The 16,249-nt window shown below is 25.9% G+C and carries 13 protein-coding genes; 11 read left to right on the forward strand and 2 right to left on the reverse strand.

From position 1 onward, the window contains the following. The first annotated feature begins 530 nt into the window (after nt 1-530). The 5 genes from MBORA_RS11330 (at nt 531) to MBORA_RS05405 (ending at nt 4,490) form a co-directional block, all read left to right on the forward strand. Nucleotides 531-653: a hypothetical protein gene (locus MBORA_RS11330; protein ID WP_261795626.1), complete on the forward strand. Its 123-nt coding sequence runs from the start codon at nt 531-533 to the stop codon at nt 651-653. Nucleotides 654-1,014: 361 nt separating this feature from the next. Then, entirely contained in the window at nt 1,015-1,512 is a 498-nt protein-coding gene (locus MBORA_RS05390) for a hypothetical protein (RefSeq protein WP_042693792.1), read from the forward strand. Between the two features lie 12 nt (nt 1,513-1,524). Further along, complete coding sequence (gene cobJ, locus MBORA_RS05395; RefSeq protein WP_063720345.1) at nt 1,525-2,598, forward strand: precorrin-3B C(17)-methyltransferase; 1,074 nt, start codon at nt 1,525-1,527, stop codon at nt 2,596-2,598. Between the two features lie 8 nt (nt 2,599-2,606). Further along, a complete protein-coding gene (locus tag MBORA_RS05400) occupies nt 2,607-3,203 on the forward strand; it encodes a potassium channel family protein (RefSeq protein WP_042693790.1) in 597 nt (198 codons plus the stop codon). Nucleotides 3,204-3,236: 33 nt separating this feature from the next. Further along, nucleotides 3,237-4,490, forward strand: coding sequence for a magnesium transporter (locus MBORA_RS05405; RefSeq protein WP_231475900.1), 1,254 nt, complete (start codon nt 3,237-3,239; stop codon nt 4,488-4,490). Here the strand turns inward: MBORA_RS05405 and MBORA_RS05410 are convergent. Both MBORA_RS05410 and MBORA_RS05415 read right to left on the reverse strand, forming a co-directional pair. Then, nucleotides 4,487-5,335, reverse strand: a complete 849-nt coding sequence (locus tag MBORA_RS05410) for a hypothetical protein (protein ID WP_063720346.1) — start codon at nt 5,333-5,335, stop codon at nt 4,487-4,489. The genes MBORA_RS05405 and MBORA_RS05410 overlap by 4 nt on opposite strands. Beyond that, the gene (locus MBORA_RS05415; protein ID WP_063720347.1) at nt 5,335-6,273 is read right to left on the reverse strand and encodes a hypothetical protein; all 939 of its coding nucleotides are present in this window, start codon (nt 6,271-6,273) and stop codon (nt 5,335-5,337) included. Before MBORA_RS05415 ends, MBORA_RS05410 begins: the two co-directional genes overlap by 1 nt. A 173-nt stretch (nt 6,274-6,446) precedes the next feature. Between MBORA_RS05415 and MBORA_RS05420 the strand changes: the two genes are divergently transcribed. The 6 genes from MBORA_RS05420 to MBORA_RS05445 all read left to right on the forward strand — a co-directional run bounded on the left by MBORA_RS05420 (nt 6,447) and on the right by MBORA_RS05445 (nt 16,074). Next, nucleotides 6,447-6,845: a Zn-ribbon domain-containing OB-fold protein gene (locus MBORA_RS05420; RefSeq protein ID WP_042693788.1), complete on the forward strand. Its 399-nt coding sequence runs from the start codon at nt 6,447-6,449 to the stop codon at nt 6,843-6,845. Continuing rightward, the gene (cfbA, locus tag MBORA_RS05425; protein WP_042693787.1) at nt 6,817-7,737 is read left to right on the forward strand and encodes a sirohydrochlorin nickelochelatase; all 921 of its coding nucleotides are present in this window, start codon (nt 6,817-6,819) and stop codon (nt 7,735-7,737) included. Before MBORA_RS05420 ends, cfbA (MBORA_RS05425) begins: the two co-directional genes overlap by 29 nt. Nucleotides 7,738-7,797: 60 nt before the next feature. Next, nucleotides 7,798-8,259, forward strand: a complete 462-nt coding sequence (cfbA, locus tag MBORA_RS05430; protein WP_042693785.1) for a sirohydrochlorin nickelochelatase — start codon at nt 7,798-7,800, stop codon at nt 8,257-8,259. 57 nt (nt 8,260-8,316) lie between these two features. Next, entirely contained in the window at nt 8,317-9,243 is a 927-nt protein-coding gene (gene thiL / locus MBORA_RS05435) for a thiamine-phosphate kinase (RefSeq protein WP_063720348.1), read from the forward strand. Further along, nucleotides 9,230-10,102, forward strand: a complete 873-nt coding sequence (gene amrS, locus MBORA_RS05440; protein ID WP_042693841.1) for an AmmeMemoRadiSam system radical SAM enzyme — start codon at nt 9,230-9,232, stop codon at nt 10,100-10,102. Before thiL ends, amrS begins: the two co-directional genes overlap by 14 nt. A gap of 497 nt (nt 10,103-10,599) precedes the next feature. After that, on the forward strand, nt 10,600-16,074 hold the full coding sequence (locus MBORA_RS05445; RefSeq protein ID WP_063720349.1) for an Ig-like domain-containing protein: 5,475 nt from the start codon (nt 10,600-10,602) through the stop codon (nt 16,072-16,074). The last annotated feature ends 175 nt before the right edge of the window (nt 16,075-16,249 follow it).

Genomic DNA, 16,249 nt, shown 5'->3' on the forward strand with positions numbered 1-16,249 from the left:
TAATGCTTTAAATCAGCTTTAACTTCATGAATTTTAGAAAGTGAGATATCTTTATTAATATAAGCATTTCTACTCATATTACTATTTTAGTCACATTTAATATAAATATTTTTTGTCCAAAACTATAATCGAAAATACATTTTCTGAATTTACGATTAAATACCTTTAAATTTCCAATTCAGTGCAGATAATGGATATTCAACAGACAAAAACACAACATATTTAGAAGAAAAAGGTTTATATTGATACATATCAACCAGAAAACTCTCAAGAAAAAAAGTTCAACAAGTTGGAAAAACTATTTTAAAAAGATAATTTCACCTATAATATCGAAATAGAAACATTATATCTGCCAATAGGCGAAAAATTATACAAACGAAAAACATATGAATACAAAAACAAGCAAAAAATAAGTATTGGATCAATAAATGCAAAAATTGTATTGCTGAAGAATTTTGCTGTCGTGACAAAAGTTATAAAGTAATTCAAGACTACAGAAGCCCTTCTAAAATTATGAATGCAACCTAAAAATGGATACTGAATGGGCACAAGAAATCTACAAAAAACAATCAAAAACAACAGGAACTACATTTTGCACACATGAAACTACAAGAACTCACAACAATCTGAAAAATACTGTATATATAATTTAAACTATATACAATAGGACACAACCTAAAAAGAATATACAATGAAATAAAACAATCAAATAAACACATAAAAACTAAAATTAAATTCTAAATCAAAAAATTAAAATAATTTAAAAGATTGTGGTACATTCTCAAAATCAATTAAAAAAAATATTTTAAAAAATAATAGTTCATATTACTTTTCTTATTATATTCTGTATTAAAATTTTTTAAATAACGATAAAATTTTTTTATATCCAATTTAAAGTTTTTTATTTATTTTAAAACTATTTTAACAATCTTAATGCTTGTTTAAATAATTAGTTATATTTATTTAATATTAAAAATAGAATTAATTTATTATATAATTTATAATGTGATGAAAATGGCGAATAAAATACTTAGGATAGTCTTGATTATTGTATTATTTGTAATATTTTTTGAAGTTGGGCTTTTCAGTTCATATACAATTGTAACAGCTGAAGCACCAGATATTCAAGGATTAATAGAAATGCAAATTACAAAAATATCATCTGTTTTTAATCCACAAGCAGTTAATGAAGCTTTAATTAAAGATCCAACTGTAGTAAAAATTGTCAATAAAAAAGATGTCGCTCTTAAAATGGAGGATCTCTCGAAGGTTGATGGTGTTAATGTTGAATCAATGAATGTCACTACTTATGATGATGTTGATGAAGAACCTTTAAATGTAACAATTGAAGCTTTAGGTTATGCTTCTCCTAATTCCACATCTTCACAGATTGTAATTAGTCAAGAACCATCTTATAAAATCATAGCTACTGCTAAAGCTTCATATAAAAATCAGGGATTAACTGTTGATGCGAATACTCTTTCTATTAATTCAATTCTAAAACTTTATTAAAGAGAGGGTAATATGATTAATGTAGTAGGTATAGGTCAAAATAGGGAGAACATGACTTTAGGTGCTGTTAAAGCTGTTGAAGAATCTGATGTTATTATAGGTTATAAAAAATACATTAACCAAATCAACGACTTAATTTCTGATAAAGAAATATTTAAGAAAGGAATGGGTGATGAAATAGCTAGAGCAGAATTAGCCATTAAAAGAAGTTTAAAAGGACAAACTGTTGCATTAATTAGTTCTGGAGACCCGGGTGTTTTTGGAATGGCAAATGTATTATATCAAATTATTAGTAAATATGATGACGTTGATGTAAAAGTATATCCTGGAGTTTCTGCTGTGAATTATGCTGCAGATAAATTAGGAGCTCCATTAAATGATTTTGCAGCTATTAGTTTAAGTAATATTTTAACTCCATTATCTGAAATAGAAAAAAAATTACGATTAGCTCTTGAAGCTAATTTAATAATAGCTATTTATAATCCTATTAGTAAAACACGTAAGGAACCTTTTAGAAGATTTAAAAAATGTGTTTTAGATACCAAAGGTGAAGATGCATTAATTGGAATAGTTGACAGTACTTATGAACCTGCAAAAGAAACAATTGTTAAAATTAAAGATTTAACTGAAGATATTGTAAATATGTCTTGTACTTTAATTGTTGGTAATGATTTAACTTATATTCAAGACAATAAACTTGTTACACCTAGAGGTTATGTAATAAGGTCTCAAATCCATTCTTTATCACAAAATCATTACGATAAATTTTTAAATGGTGAAATTTCACAGGGGCCAGATAGAGATTGTGAATTTTATCCATGTCATTTTGAAGGTCAGTATTGTGATTTTTGCTATTGCCCATTTTACCCATGTGGTGATTCTTCAACTGGAGGAAATTGGATAAAGGGGAAAAATGTTTGGAATTGTAAAGATTGTACTTGGTTACATGAAGAACAAAGTGTTAAATGTTTAAGACAACCTTTAGAAAATATTTTAGATGAAATCGATGATTTAAAAAAGAAAAAGAAAAGTTTATTAAAACTTAGAAGAGCTTGTTTATTAAAAAATAATCCAAATGATCTTTAGGAGTTTAAATGTCAATTAAAAATCTTTTAATAGAAATGAAAAACATGTCGGAACTCATGGTGGATTTAGCATATTCAGCTGTTTTATTTAATAGTAAAGCTGCTGCTGAAGAAGTTATAGAGTTAGAAAATGATATTAATGAAATGAATTATGAAATTAAGAAAGAATCATTAGTTGCAGCTCGTTCTTACGAAGATGCAGAAAAATTAACTGCATTACTTGAAATTGCTGAAGCAGCTGAAAGTATTGCAAATGCAGCTAAAGATTTAGCTGATATAGTTATTAAAGGATTTAAACCACATCCTGTATTTAAAATAGTTATGGAAGAATCTGATAAAAGTATTGTAAGGGAAACAATTAGTGAAAATTCTGATTTAGCTAATAAAAGTTTAGGTGAGTTATTATTGGTTAATCGTACAGGCATGAGAGTTATAGCTATTAAGAGAGGTACTTCTTGGATATATGGTCCAGATAAAAATACAACTCTTTTAGCTGGTGATTCATTAATTTTAAAAGGAACAGAAGCTGGAGCAGATTTAATTGAAAAACTTGCATCTGCTGAATGTTCAATGGAAGATATTCCTGAAGAATTAGAAGACGAATAAACGTGATAATTATGATTAAAGGTAGTGATATGCATGATGGACAAATCTCATCCGAAGATGATACGCACTTCATTATCTACATTTTTAAAAAATCATAATTTTATAGTAAAAGAAGGTTTAATAGCTCTTTTAATTTGTGCTTTAGGAGATTTAGTTGCTGGAATTATTTTAGGAAAGATGACTTTCTTTTTAAAAATGTTTCCTGGACTTTTAGTTTTAATTCCAGGTGCTATAGGAATGAGAGGAAATATCTTTGGTTCTTTTGCATCTAGATTATCTACAAATTTACACATTGGTATTATTTCACCAAAATTTGAGTTGTCAGATGATTTAAATCATAATATTTTTGCTTCATTTGTTTTAACATTGTTTTTATCATTGTTTTTAGCTATTGTAGCTAAGGGATTATGTTTATTATTTAATTTTGAATCAATAAGTATTTTCGATTTTGTAATAATAAGTGTTTTAGCAGGTATAATTTCAAATATTATCATGCTTCCAATTACTATGTTTATATCATTTAAAAGTTTTAAACATGGTTGGGATCCAGATAATGTTACTACTCCAATTATTGCTGCTTTTGGAGATTTATTTACTTTACCAGCTATTATTATATCTATTTATATTCTTAGATTTATTAATTTAAACTTAATATTAGGATATGTGATTTTTATTATTATACTAATTTTAGTTTTAGTCAGCTTTGTATATTGTTATAATTTATCATATGAAACCAAAACAATTCTCAAACAATCAACTCCTGTTTTGTTGATTTGTTCTTTTTTAGGAGGGGCGGCTGGTGGTGTTTTAAACAGTTCAGTTGAAACATTATTAACTAATCCAACTTTACTTACTTTAATTCCCCAATTTTCAGGTGAAAGTGGAAGTTTAATTAGTATTTTGGGAGCTAGATTATCTTCAGGACTTCATTCTGGTTTAATTGAAGCAGCCAAAAAACCTCAAGGCCATGCTGTTGATAATTTCATTGTTTCATACATTTTAACCATTTTAATTTTCCCATTTATCGGAATTCTGGCTGAAGCTTCATCTATATTATTTAAAACAGCAGGCGTTGGTTTTGATAAAATAATGGAAATAAGTACAATTTCAGGACTTATTTTAGTTAGTGTAATGATTTTTGTTGTTTATTTTATTTCAATTACTTCGTATAATAAAGGTTTAGATCCTGATAATATTGTAATTCCAATTTCAACAAGTGTTACGGATTCTATTTCAAGTTTAATTTTAATATCTGTTTCTTTAGTTATTTTAGGAGTTTTGATTTAATACCATGCTTTTAATATTAATTTACAGTCATTTGTTATAAAATAATCATATTTTAACTTTGATTTATCAAAATTTTTAGGAACCGATACTAAAACAGCTTTTACATTTTTTTTATCGAAGTGGACGAATACTATTTCACTACTTTGATTATTAAACACATCTATTTCATCATTTAAGTAAATAGAGTTTTTTGTTGGTCTCCATAATTCCCATTTTGTTTGTGTAGTGTCTGTATAGTAATTTACATCATCATCAATTAGTAAATAATAATCTGATTTTTTTAAATTCTTTTTGAATAATTTAAAGTAATTACAACTATGGGAATTGGGGTCATGATCATGATTACATTTTCCTAGCCTTTGAAAATCTTTTATTACATATTTTTTGTAAAAATCACATTTTACTAATCTATTTACACTGTAAATATCTTTACTTGTATAAAAATTTTCACCTATTTTTACACTTGAAATGGATGTCTTTGGAATCAACTCTATTGATGTTTTAATTTTTTTGTTAAATATCTTTTCAAAAACAAGTTTTTTATAGTTCTTTTTTAAAGCTATTAGCTTAGAATAAGAAATACTATTTGGTATTATTCTTCCTTCTTCATTTTCAATTGCTAAACCAACATTTCCATATCCATAATCTTGCCAATTATATGAACCAGGATTATTTATTAAATTATCAATAAATTCGTTTAATAAAACTTCTATATTTTCATTTTCTACATTTTTCGTGATTTTTTGTGAAGTTATTTCACTAGCTATTGAAATAGATTCAATTATTATTAAAATAATAATTAATGAGGCTATTATTTCAAGTGTAAAATTTCCTTTTTTATCCATTATATCAAACCATATTTTTTTCCATGTGATGAATCTAAAATTAAGCTATTAATATCTAAATCATCTAGTTTTTCACCTAGATAATGGTCATGAAAGACTACATGGTCAACACACGACACTGAATCATTTTTTAAAATGGTGTGTGGATGAATGAACACTTCTAATCCATAATGTGAACAGGTTCCTTTTCCTTCTAATCTACATAAATAACAACTTCCATCTCTACTCTCATGGAAATATCCATTTTTTAAACAATTTTTTAAAGTATCTCCGTCTCCATGGTGGATATATGGGTCAAAAGGACATTTTTTTATTATAGTTGGAGTTGTTGCATATAAATATGATTCGGCTGATTCTATTTTATGTAATTTAAGATAAATTGTAAGACCATTGTTATAGTAAATTCTATTATCATCAAAAGAAATCCCGTAAAGAGGACCTAATTTTGCAATAGGAAGAGGGTCTCTTAAACCTTCTATTGACACGTTTTTTTCTAACACGCCATTATATTCTTCATTTTCTTTTTTAACATTTATTTTAACTTTAAACAAATATTTTATAGGATCAGCAGTGTTTTTAATTGATAATACTTCTGAGTGAATGTTTACATCATATTTTTGTTTATATTCTTTGTTTTTTTTATCAAGTTTTTTATTTAAAACTTTTTTAATTTCTTTTCTACTATCTGAAATTTTTAAACCATTATATATTCTATCTGTAATTTTATCAATTGAGTCTCTTGATATAATTTCTAAATTATTATTGTAATCATCAATAATATATTTAAAATTGTCATTTGCTTTTGAATCAATATTTTCATTTTCAATATAATTTATACTAACTATAACAAAAATCGAGATTAATAATAATGATATAATTAAAATAGCTATTGTACCAATGATAATATTTCCTTTTGAGTCGATTTTAAAAGATTTCATCATTATGATTTTGGTTGTAAAATTTAAATTGTTTTCTTAAGTGTGACATTGTGATTTTGAATTTTATTGTATTATCATTTCTTAAAAAATCCAAAAATAAGTAATAAAAAAAATACTTTTTTATATTATTGATTAGAAATTATACAATACTAAAAATATTATGGAGGCGTAATATGTCAGATACTGTAAGAACATGGCGTCATATACAACAAAGGTATAATATTATAGGTTCAAAATGTACAACTTGTGGGGAATTATTTTTCCCATCTCGTGTCGTTTGTCCAAATTGTAGAAGAAAAGGAAATCTTGAAGCATTTCAATTTAGTGGAAAAGGTAAAATACACACTTTTTCTGTAATTAGATCCCCATCTGATGATTTTAAAAAAATAGCTCCTTATGCTGTTGCTGTTATTGAACTTGAAGAAGGTGCTAAATTAACTTCACAATTAGTAGATACAGATGTTGATAATATTGAAATTGGTGACGATGTAGAAATGGTATTTAGAAAAATTAGAGAAGACGGAGAAGATGGAGTTATCTCTTATGGATACAAGTTCAAAGTCATTAAATAATGCTGCTGTAATCTTAGTTAGTCATGGAAGTAGTTTACCATATGCTGAAGTCACTTTTTCAGAAATTAAAGATAAATTTTATAAGGCTACTGGAATTCCAACTGAAGTAGGTTATATGAAGGTAGCTGAACCTTCTATTTCTGGAGCGGTTGAAAATTTAAAAGAGGAAGTTGATGATTTACAAAAAATCATAGCTTTACCTGTTTTTTTAGCTCCAGGAATTCATACAAATATTGATATTCCAACTCTTTTAGGTTTAGATGCTTTAGAGAGTGATCCAAGATGTCCTGATGGAAATTATCCTCCAGACCATTATTTATCAACATCTGATGATGTTGATTTTACAGGGGAAATTGAATTATTAAGTCCAATTGGACCTGTAGATGAACTTTTAGAAGTTATTGATAAAAGGATTAATGAAGCATTATCTAAATCTAAATTAAATGGAGATGCCAAAACTGGTGTATTGCTTGTATCTCATGGTTCTAGATTAAATTATAATAAAGAATTTATTACAGCAGTTCATGATAAATTCACTAAAACAACAGAATATCCTAGTAATTTTGGATTTATGGAACTTGTTGAGCCTAATATTCCAACATCTATTGACAAATTAATTTCTGAAAATAAAATTGATAGATTAGTCGTTGTTCCAGTTTTCATTGCTCCAGGTGTTCACACAACTTCTGATATTCCAACAATTTTAGGATTAAAAGAAGCAGATGAACATTCTCATTTACACTCCCACAGTCATTCTCATAGTCATGAACATGGTCATCATCATGATTTAACAAGTATTGACTTTGATGGAGAAATTTTATATCCAGAACCAATTGGTTCAGATGATATTTTAATAGACATTTTAGTAAAAATGGTTAGTGAAAAAATTTAATTTTTTTTTAAAATTATTTTTTTCAATATAACTTAATATTTAATAATAATTGGTGTAATTATGTCAAATAAAAAAACAGGAATTTTACTTTTAAGCCATGGTTCTAGATTAGATGATGGAGAAGAAGTAATTAAAGCTTATAGGGATATGTATAGGGAAGAATTCTCTGATGCTATTGTCGAATATGGGTTTATGGAAATTAGAAAACCAGGGATTCAAGAAACTATTAAAAAATTAACTACTGAAAATGATTTAGATAAAATAATTGTTGTACCAGTCTTTGTTGCTCATGGTCTTCATACAAAAAAGGATATTCCAGAATTACTTGGAATTGAAAGTGATTTTAATGAAGAAACAAAATTTGTCCATCACCATCATCATGATCATGGACATCATCATCACCATCATGATCATGATGAGGAAAAGGTTAATTTTGATGGTGAAATAATTTTAACTGACCCCTTAGGAATTGATACTCGTTTATATGGGATTATTAAAGATAGAGTTTTTGATTATTTATAAAAACTCTTAGCTTTTTTTTGATAAAATATATTTATTTTAAATTAAATATTGATATTCATGACATTAAATGTCTCAGATATTGGTGAGAAAGAATTAATTAAATATATTGTTTCTAATTGTTCTACTATAATTCCAGATGATGCAGCTATTAGTAAATTTAATAATACAAATTTAATATCTACTACTGATTTATTAATTCAATCTAGACATTTTCCAGAAAACATGTCTTATTTTGAGATGGGGTTTAAAGCAGTAAGTGTTAATGTAAGTGACCTTGCTGCAATGGGTTCCAAACCTCATGCTTTTTTATTAGCTATTGCCATTCCAAAAGATTTTGCCGTTGATTACTTTAAAGAGATGGTTGATGGTGTTTTGGATGCATGTAATTTTTATAATATTCCTTTAATTGGAGGAGATACTAATGAAGCATCTGAGATAATAATATCAGGAACAGCTTTGGGTTTATGTGATGCTCCTTTAAGATTAGATGCTTATAATAAAGGAGATTTAATAGCTATTACAGGGAATATTGGATTTGCTGCTCTTGGTTTTAATTTAAAAAGCCATAATAATATTTATACAAATAAAGCTTTAAAACCAATCGCTAGAATAAATGAAGGCATTAAAATAAAAGAAGCTGGTGCAACTTCAGCTACGGATATTACAGATGGACTAGCTAGTGAACTTTATACGATGAAAAAAGAGGGTTTTGGATTTAGAATTTATGAAGAAATGCTTGAAATTTCAGAAGAGTATAAAAATATTGCAAGTGAGCTTGGTTTAAATTATTTAGACTTAATTTTGAATATTGGAGAAGATTTTGAATTGCTTTTTACAATATCAAAAGAAAACATTGAAAAACTAGACATTGATTATAAGGTTATAGGTGAGGTTACATCAACTGATACAGTTGAAATAGTACTTTCTAATGGTTTTATTGATGAAATAAAAAATAAAGGTTATGAACACTATGTTAGTGAGTAATAATCTTTTTAAAAAAAGTTCTAAATCTCAAAAAATTCGATGTGAGATTTGTGCAAATTATTGTAAAATAGTGGATGGTAATTTTGGAGCATGTAAACAACATAAAAATATTAATGGAGAATTATTTAATATAAGTTATGGAATTGTATCTTCTTTAAGCCCAGATCCTATTGAAAAAAAGCCTTTAAATAAATTTTTGCCTGGGACTTTTACATATTCAATTGGGGGTTTTGGTTGTAATATGGCTTGTTTGTACTGCCAGAACTATATGATATCTCAAGAATTTGATAATTTCAATAGGGGTATTAAAATACTTCCAGAAATGATTGTTAAAAATGCATTAAAATATAATTGTAAGTCAATTTCTTGGACATATAATGAACCTACTATACACCTGCCTTTCAACAAGAAAACTTCTTTACTTGCAAAAAGAAAAAATCTTAAAATTGTTTATGTAAGTAATGGATACATGTCATCCCAATCAATAAATGAAATTTTAACATTTGTAGATGCATTTAATATTGACTTGAAATCTATGTCTCGGGAATTTTATAAAAAAATTTGTGGTGCAGATTTAGATGTTGTTTTAGATAATTTAAAAAGAATTTACACGGAATCTAAGCATTTAGAAATTACAAACTTAATTATAAATGGATATAATGATTCAAAAAAACAAATTAAAGAACTTTGTGATTTTGTCGTTGATGAATTAGGTCCAGAAGTACCACTTCATTTTTCAAGAGCATTTCCTTATTATAAAATGAAAAATATAAATCCAACAGATAAAAATAAGCTTTTTGAAGCTCGAAATATTGCTTTTAAAAAAGGAATTGAAAATGTTTATTTAGGAAATATTTAGTTTAATTTGTTTTCTAAGAAAATAAATATTTAAAATTTGGAGCAAAGCTAGTAAATACAAAAAACCAGTCAAAGGCAAAAAAAATAATCTTTAAAAAAAAATTCATAGCAACAATAACATTAAAGAACTTAAAAATAGGAAAACATACAATCACTACGGGCTATGGAAAATCAACCATTAAAAATATAATAGAAATTAAAAAATAGGGGTTTAAATAACTTTTATATTTTAATTAATATTTAATTAGCTTAGTGGGAATTATTCTCAATTATTATTAATGATTATAATATTAATTTATATAGATAATTAGTTTTAATCAAGCTTATTTTTCAAATATAACTTTAAATTAATCTTATTTATCTTAAAATTTATTTTTATGCCGGATTTAATATAATTTTAATTTTTAGAAACCGTTATATATGTCTTCTAATTATATAAATAATATCGATATGAATAAAAATTCATATCATATTTTTAATAAATTAGGAGATAAATTTATGTATAAAATGAGAAATCATTCATTAATTTGTATTATATTACTATTTTTTATTTTAATACCCTTTTCATTTGCTTCTGATTCAAATAATTTGACATATGAAAGCAAAGCCGTTGATGTGGGTGAAATTAATGTTTTATCTAATAATGAAGATCCATATATTGATGTAGAGGATAATAACATATCTCTTGAAGAGGGAGATGAAGCCAAAATAACGGGATTCGTCAATGTTGATAATGATAAATGGTATTATGATTTAACTGTAGAATGTTCATATATTGATTTTGATGGTATTTTAAGGAAATATAACTCTCCTTATTCTGGTTTAGATAGTTTTACTTTTAATACTAAGGATTTTGATGGTTTAAAAGTGAGAGATAATCCTTATGTGCTGTCATTTAATATTGTCGAAGATGAATATTTCCAAGAATTAAATTCATATGGATATACTTCTGTAACTCTCGCTACTATTAATCTAAAAGTAATTCCTGAAGCAGGACCAGTGGCTCCCGATTATGAAACTTTTGATTCTAAAGGTAAAATTTATGTTTCTGAAAATGGAAATGATGACAATAATGGTTCTGAAGCAAATCCTTATGCAACTATTTTAAAAGCTTTAAATCAAAATATAGCTCTTGGTGGAGGTTATGAGGTAATTGTTAAAAGTGGAAATTATGTTTTATCAAATTACTATAATACAGCTAATGTTAAAATTGTTGGAAGAGGAAAAGTAATTATTTCTGCTAAAAATAATTATCATATCTTACTTTCTGGAACAAACATTGTTGAATTAAATAACTTAATTTTCATAAATGGTACAGGGGGAACTTCTGGATCTATTTCTTCCACTACAACATCTGGTGGAAATGGAAATAAAGGTAAAATATTAAACATTATTAATTGCACTTTCAAAAATAATAAAGGGCAAGTTGGAGTAATTATCACCTATGCTAAAACAACTATTATTAATACAAATTTTATTAATAATAAAGCAAATGGGGGTTATTCTAATTTTCAGGGTTTAATTAGTGCTCGTGATGGGGAATTAACAGTTAATTTCTGTAATTTTATCAATAACACAGTTCTCCCTGGAAAACCTATTATTTACTCTGATGTAAAAGCAAATGCAAATTATAATTTTTGGGCTAGTAATGATGGTCCATTAAGCACGGATGTTTCATCTAATGTTAAAGTTAATTATTGGAGTATTATACTACTATCAATTAATAATTCAACCATTGTTTTACCTAATAACTATCTTATTAATGTTGAATTTAAATATACTAATTCTGATGGGTTAATTTATAATCTCGTGACAACCATGCCAGAACTAAATTTAAATTTTGAATCTCTATTAGGAAGCATCGATTCAAATGCATCTTTAAAAAATAATAAAATTTCAATAAATTATAATACAACAACTTCTGGTGTAGAAAAAATAGATGTTTTATTAAATAATAAATCCATTTCTTTCGTAATGTTTAAAGTTGATGTTCCGGAGCTAGATAAAATATATGTTGGAACAACAGGTTCAGATATGAATTTAGGTACAAAAAATAATCCATTAAGAACTATTGCTACTGCTATTCGTAAAAATAAGGAATTAGGTGGTAATAAAATAATTATTATTTTATCTGGAATTTATAATGAGCATGATTTAGAAATAAATGATAATATAACGATAATTGGTGAGAAAAAAGATGAAATTACAATTAATGCCAATAATAATGGCCGTATTTTTGTTATTAATGCTAATTGCAATATTCATAATTTAACCTTTATTAATGGAGTTTCTGAAAGTTACACTGGTGGTGGAGCAATTTATCATAATTTAGGTAATTTAAATATTTATAATTCTATTTTTAGAAATAATATGGCTGATAATGGAGGAGCAATTTCTTCATACACAACTCCAAGTGAACATTTAGGAATTTATAATTCAACATTCATTAATAATTTAATTTCTGATTATTCAAGTGATAGTAAAGGGTCTGCGATATATTCGTTTTCAAAAACTATAATTGATAATTGTGGTTTTATAGATAATGTTAATAATGAAGGATATGGAAGTATTTACATAGAAGAATCATCTAACATTACTAATTCTAAATTTAATAATAATGAAGCTAGTGAAGGTGGAGCTATTTATATTGATTGTGGTAATAGAGCTAATGTATTTATAATTAATAATACATTTATTTTAAATAAAGCAAGTAAGGGTGGAGCTATTTATTCATCTCTTGCTAATTTAACTGTTATTGAAAATAATACTTTTAATGAAAATATAGCTAAAAATGGTGGATCTATTTACCTTTATGGATTTACAACAAAGAATTTTGTACATAATAATAAGTTTTATAATAATTCTGATGATACAATTTATTTAAGATCTGTAAAAATAGATCTTTTAAACAATACCATTATTGGATCAAATCCACCTATTAATCTTAATCATGGAAATATTGCAAATATTATTTTAACATTTATTAATAATAAAACAATTAAGGTTAAAAACGGTTTCATCGATTTAAATGCTAGTGTAACGGATGATATGGGAAATATAATTAATGGTGGAATGATTACATTTGTGGTTAATGGTGAAAATATTGGTCAAGCTAATGTAGAAAATGGTGTAGCAATTATAAATAAAGAATTTGACACTGGAGACTATTTACTTTCAGGTACATTTTCAGCTTCCGATACTGAGTATCCTCCTTTAAAAATTAATAAGGGATTATTAAGAGTTAATGTTAAAAATCATTGGTTTATTAATGGAAAAGGTTATGAAACATTACAAGAAGCTATTGATGATGCTAGTTTAAATGATATCATAAAAGGTCTTCCTTCAACATATAACTTATCTATTATTCAAATTGGTCACAGAACAAGACCTGATGAGCCTTGGGTGATTAATAAAAATATTACTATTACTTCATTAAATGAAACTCCTATTGTTTTAAATGCTATTGATAAATACTTATTTTATATTGATTATTACTCCAATGTAACATTTAAAAATATTATTTTTAAGGGTTCAAACAATCCTCATGGATGGGGTGGAGCAATTGATTCAATGGGTAAAAACATTATTGTGGTTGAAAATTGTACATTTAAAGATAATATTGCAGAAAAAGGTGCAGGAATTTATGCTTATGGTAATTTATATGTAAAAGATAGTATTTTTATTAATAATACTGCTACTGTATTTGGTGGAGCTATTACAAAAGATGGAGATGGTAACTTCTTAATGGAAAATGTTAAATTTATTAATAATTCCGCATACACTTATGCAGGTGCAGTTGATACAAGAGGATATTCTAATGTAATTCAAATATTTAAAAACATCACCTTTGAAGGAAACACGGCTACTTGTGCGGGAGCTGTATATACAAGTGGTTATAATGTAACTTTTATTAATTGTAATTTTATTAGCAATAAAGCTATTGATAAAAATTCAAGTTATAGTCCAGTAGGTGGAGCAGTTTATGTCTATAATGGAGGCACAAGGTTTATTAATTCAAGATTTAGTAATAACTATGTAGAAGGATATGGTGGAGCATTAAAATTAGAAAATGGGGTGTCTTCAGTTTATGATTCTACAGGAAGGCATGTTGATATTCACTGGGCAATTTTAAATAATTGTACTATTGAGAATAATATAGCTTTACATGATGGTGGAGCCATTGCTACTAATTCCTTTGCATCAAGAACTCATGTAAATATTACTAATTCTATTATTAGAAATAATACTGCAAAAAATGGAGCGGCAATTGTAAATTTATATAGTTTTTATACTCTAAATAATGTTGTTCTAGAAAATAATACTAATATTGATGAAAATGGTAGTTTAATTTACACTTATGGTGTATATTCTTTTCCAGATTCCTTTTATTCTAATACAACCATTATAAATTCTACATTTAAAAATAATAATGTTTATAATGTTGTTTCATCAAGTACGGTCTATTCTACTGTAAATATAATAGCTTCTAAATTTGATAGTGAAAAAATAATTTTATTTAGCGTTGATTCAATTGCAAAATTAAGTAATAATATTCAAATTAATCCTATTGGAAACTATTCTATTGAAAACAGAGGTAAGTTATATCTTTTTAACAACACGTTTTTAAATTCAATATATAATAAGGGAATTATCACATCATCTACCTTTATAGTTGTTATTGGTAATCAAACACTTAATTTAAAAACAAATAGTACTTTTAAGTTAAATGCTATTGTTGTTGATGATAATAATAATACAATTATAGGAGGAACTTTATTATTTAAAGTAAATAATTCAGAAATTAATTCCACACTTGAAATCAATAGATATGTAGCTAATTATAAAGTTTTAAATAAACTTCAGATAGTTAATGCTACTTACCTTGATAATGGTTTGTTGAATTTGACTAATAAATATGGAATTATAATTGGAAAATTAAATCTTTTATTAATATCTTCTGACATTGTAGTGTATTATAAGTGTGATAAATTTAATTTCGTATTAATTGATGAAGATAAAAATCCAATAAGCAATGAAAAAATTATTGTCAATGTTAATAATAAAAATTACACGGTTTTAACTAATGATAATGGAGTTGCTACTGTTGATTTAGATTTGGGACTTGGTGTTTATGAGATAGTTGCTACATTAATTGGTAATAATCAATTTGATTCTGTTACTAACAATTCAAAAATCAGTGTTTTGTCTTCTATCATTGTTAGTGACATGACTCGAGGATATAATAGTGGCATTGATTTTAAAGCTATTTTCTTAGATAAATATGGTAATCCATTATCAAACACCGAAGTATTTTTAAAAGTTGATAATAATGTATATGCAGTCACAACAGATTCAATGGGTGTAGCCTATCTTAATAAAAAATTATCAATTGGAAAACATGAGGTAATATCCATTAATCCAGCTATTCTAGAAGAAGTTTCTAACAAATTAACTATCGTTAAAAGAATCACTGGAAATAAAAATATTAAAATGGATTATATAGATGGTTCTTTATATAAAGTTCGTGTTATTGGAGATGATGGAAAATATGTGGGTGCTGGTAAAATCATTAAAATGACAATAAATAGTAAAACATACAATGTTAAAACAGATAAGAAAGGCTATGCAACTTTAAAAATTAATTTAATTCCTAAAACATATACCATAACTGTGGAATATAAAGGACACACCGTATTTAATAAAGTCACTGTCAAAAAAGTTCTTAAAGCATCAAACATTTCAAAGAAAAAAGCAAAAACCATCAAATTCAAAGCTACCCTTAAAACTAGTAAAGGAAAAGCTATCGTAGGTAAAAAAATAACCTTTAAAATTAAAAGCAAAACTTACACAGCAAAAACTAATAAAAAAGGAATAGCAACAATAACACTAAAGAACTTAAAAATAGGAAAACATACAATTACCACTAAATATGTTAAATCAACCATTAAAAATACAATAAAAATTAGAAAATAGAAGTTTTAAATAACTTCTATATTAATTTTTTAAATTAAGATAATTAGCTATAGTTTCGGACAAAAAATTTTTTAGTTAATCATGATGAATTTACTGATCCAATTTTTATAGTAGGAATCTCTATTTACGATTCTATAGAATTCTTTTTCAAATAGTTTTTCCATAAATTCTATTG

The sequence above is a fragment of the Methanobrevibacter oralis genome, assembly GCF_001639275.1.
In the GTDB taxonomy this organism is placed as follows: Archaea; Methanobacteriota; Methanobacteria; order Methanobacteriales; family Methanobacteriaceae; genus Methanocatella; species Methanocatella oralis.

Excerpts from the sequence above, each read along its gene's own strand:
- MBORA_RS05390 (WP_042693792.1), top strand. The coding sequence starts at position 1,015 with ATGGCGAATAAAATACTTAGGATAGTCTTGATTATTGTATTATTTGTA.
- MBORA_RS05405 (WP_231475900.1), top strand. The coding sequence starts at position 3,237 with ATGATGGACAAATCTCATCCGAAGATGATACGCACTTCATTATCTACA.
- MBORA_RS05410 (WP_063720346.1), bottom strand. The coding sequence starts at position 5,335 with ATGGATAAAAAAGGAAATTTTACACTTGAAATAATAGCCTCATTAATT.
- thiL (WP_063720348.1), top strand. The coding sequence starts at position 8,317 with ATGACATTAAATGTCTCAGATATTGGTGAGAAAGAATTAATTAAATAT.
- MBORA_RS11330 (WP_261795626.1), top strand. The coding sequence starts at position 531 with ATGGATACTGAATGGGCACAAGAAATCTACAAAAAACAATCAAAAACA.
- MBORA_RS05400 (WP_042693790.1), top strand. The coding sequence starts at position 2,607 with ATGTCAATTAAAAATCTTTTAATAGAAATGAAAAACATGTCGGAACTC.
- cfbA (WP_042693787.1), top strand. The coding sequence starts at position 6,817 with ATGGATACAAGTTCAAAGTCATTAAATAATGCTGCTGTAATCTTAGTT.
- cfbA (WP_042693785.1), top strand. The coding sequence starts at position 7,798 with ATGTCAAATAAAAAAACAGGAATTTTACTTTTAAGCCATGGTTCTAGA.
- MBORA_RS05415 (WP_063720347.1), bottom strand. The coding sequence starts at position 6,273 with ATGAAATCTTTTAAAATCGACTCAAAAGGAAATATTATCATTGGTACA.
- cobJ (WP_063720345.1), top strand. The coding sequence starts at position 1,525 with ATGATTAATGTAGTAGGTATAGGTCAAAATAGGGAGAACATGACTTTA.
- MBORA_RS05420 (WP_042693788.1), top strand. The coding sequence starts at position 6,447 with ATGTCAGATACTGTAAGAACATGGCGTCATATACAACAAAGGTATAAT.
- amrS (WP_042693841.1), top strand. The coding sequence starts at position 9,230 with ATGTTAGTGAGTAATAATCTTTTTAAAAAAAGTTCTAAATCTCAAAAA.
- MBORA_RS05445 (WP_063720349.1), top strand. The coding sequence starts at position 10,600 with ATGTATAAAATGAGAAATCATTCATTAATTTGTATTATATTACTATTT.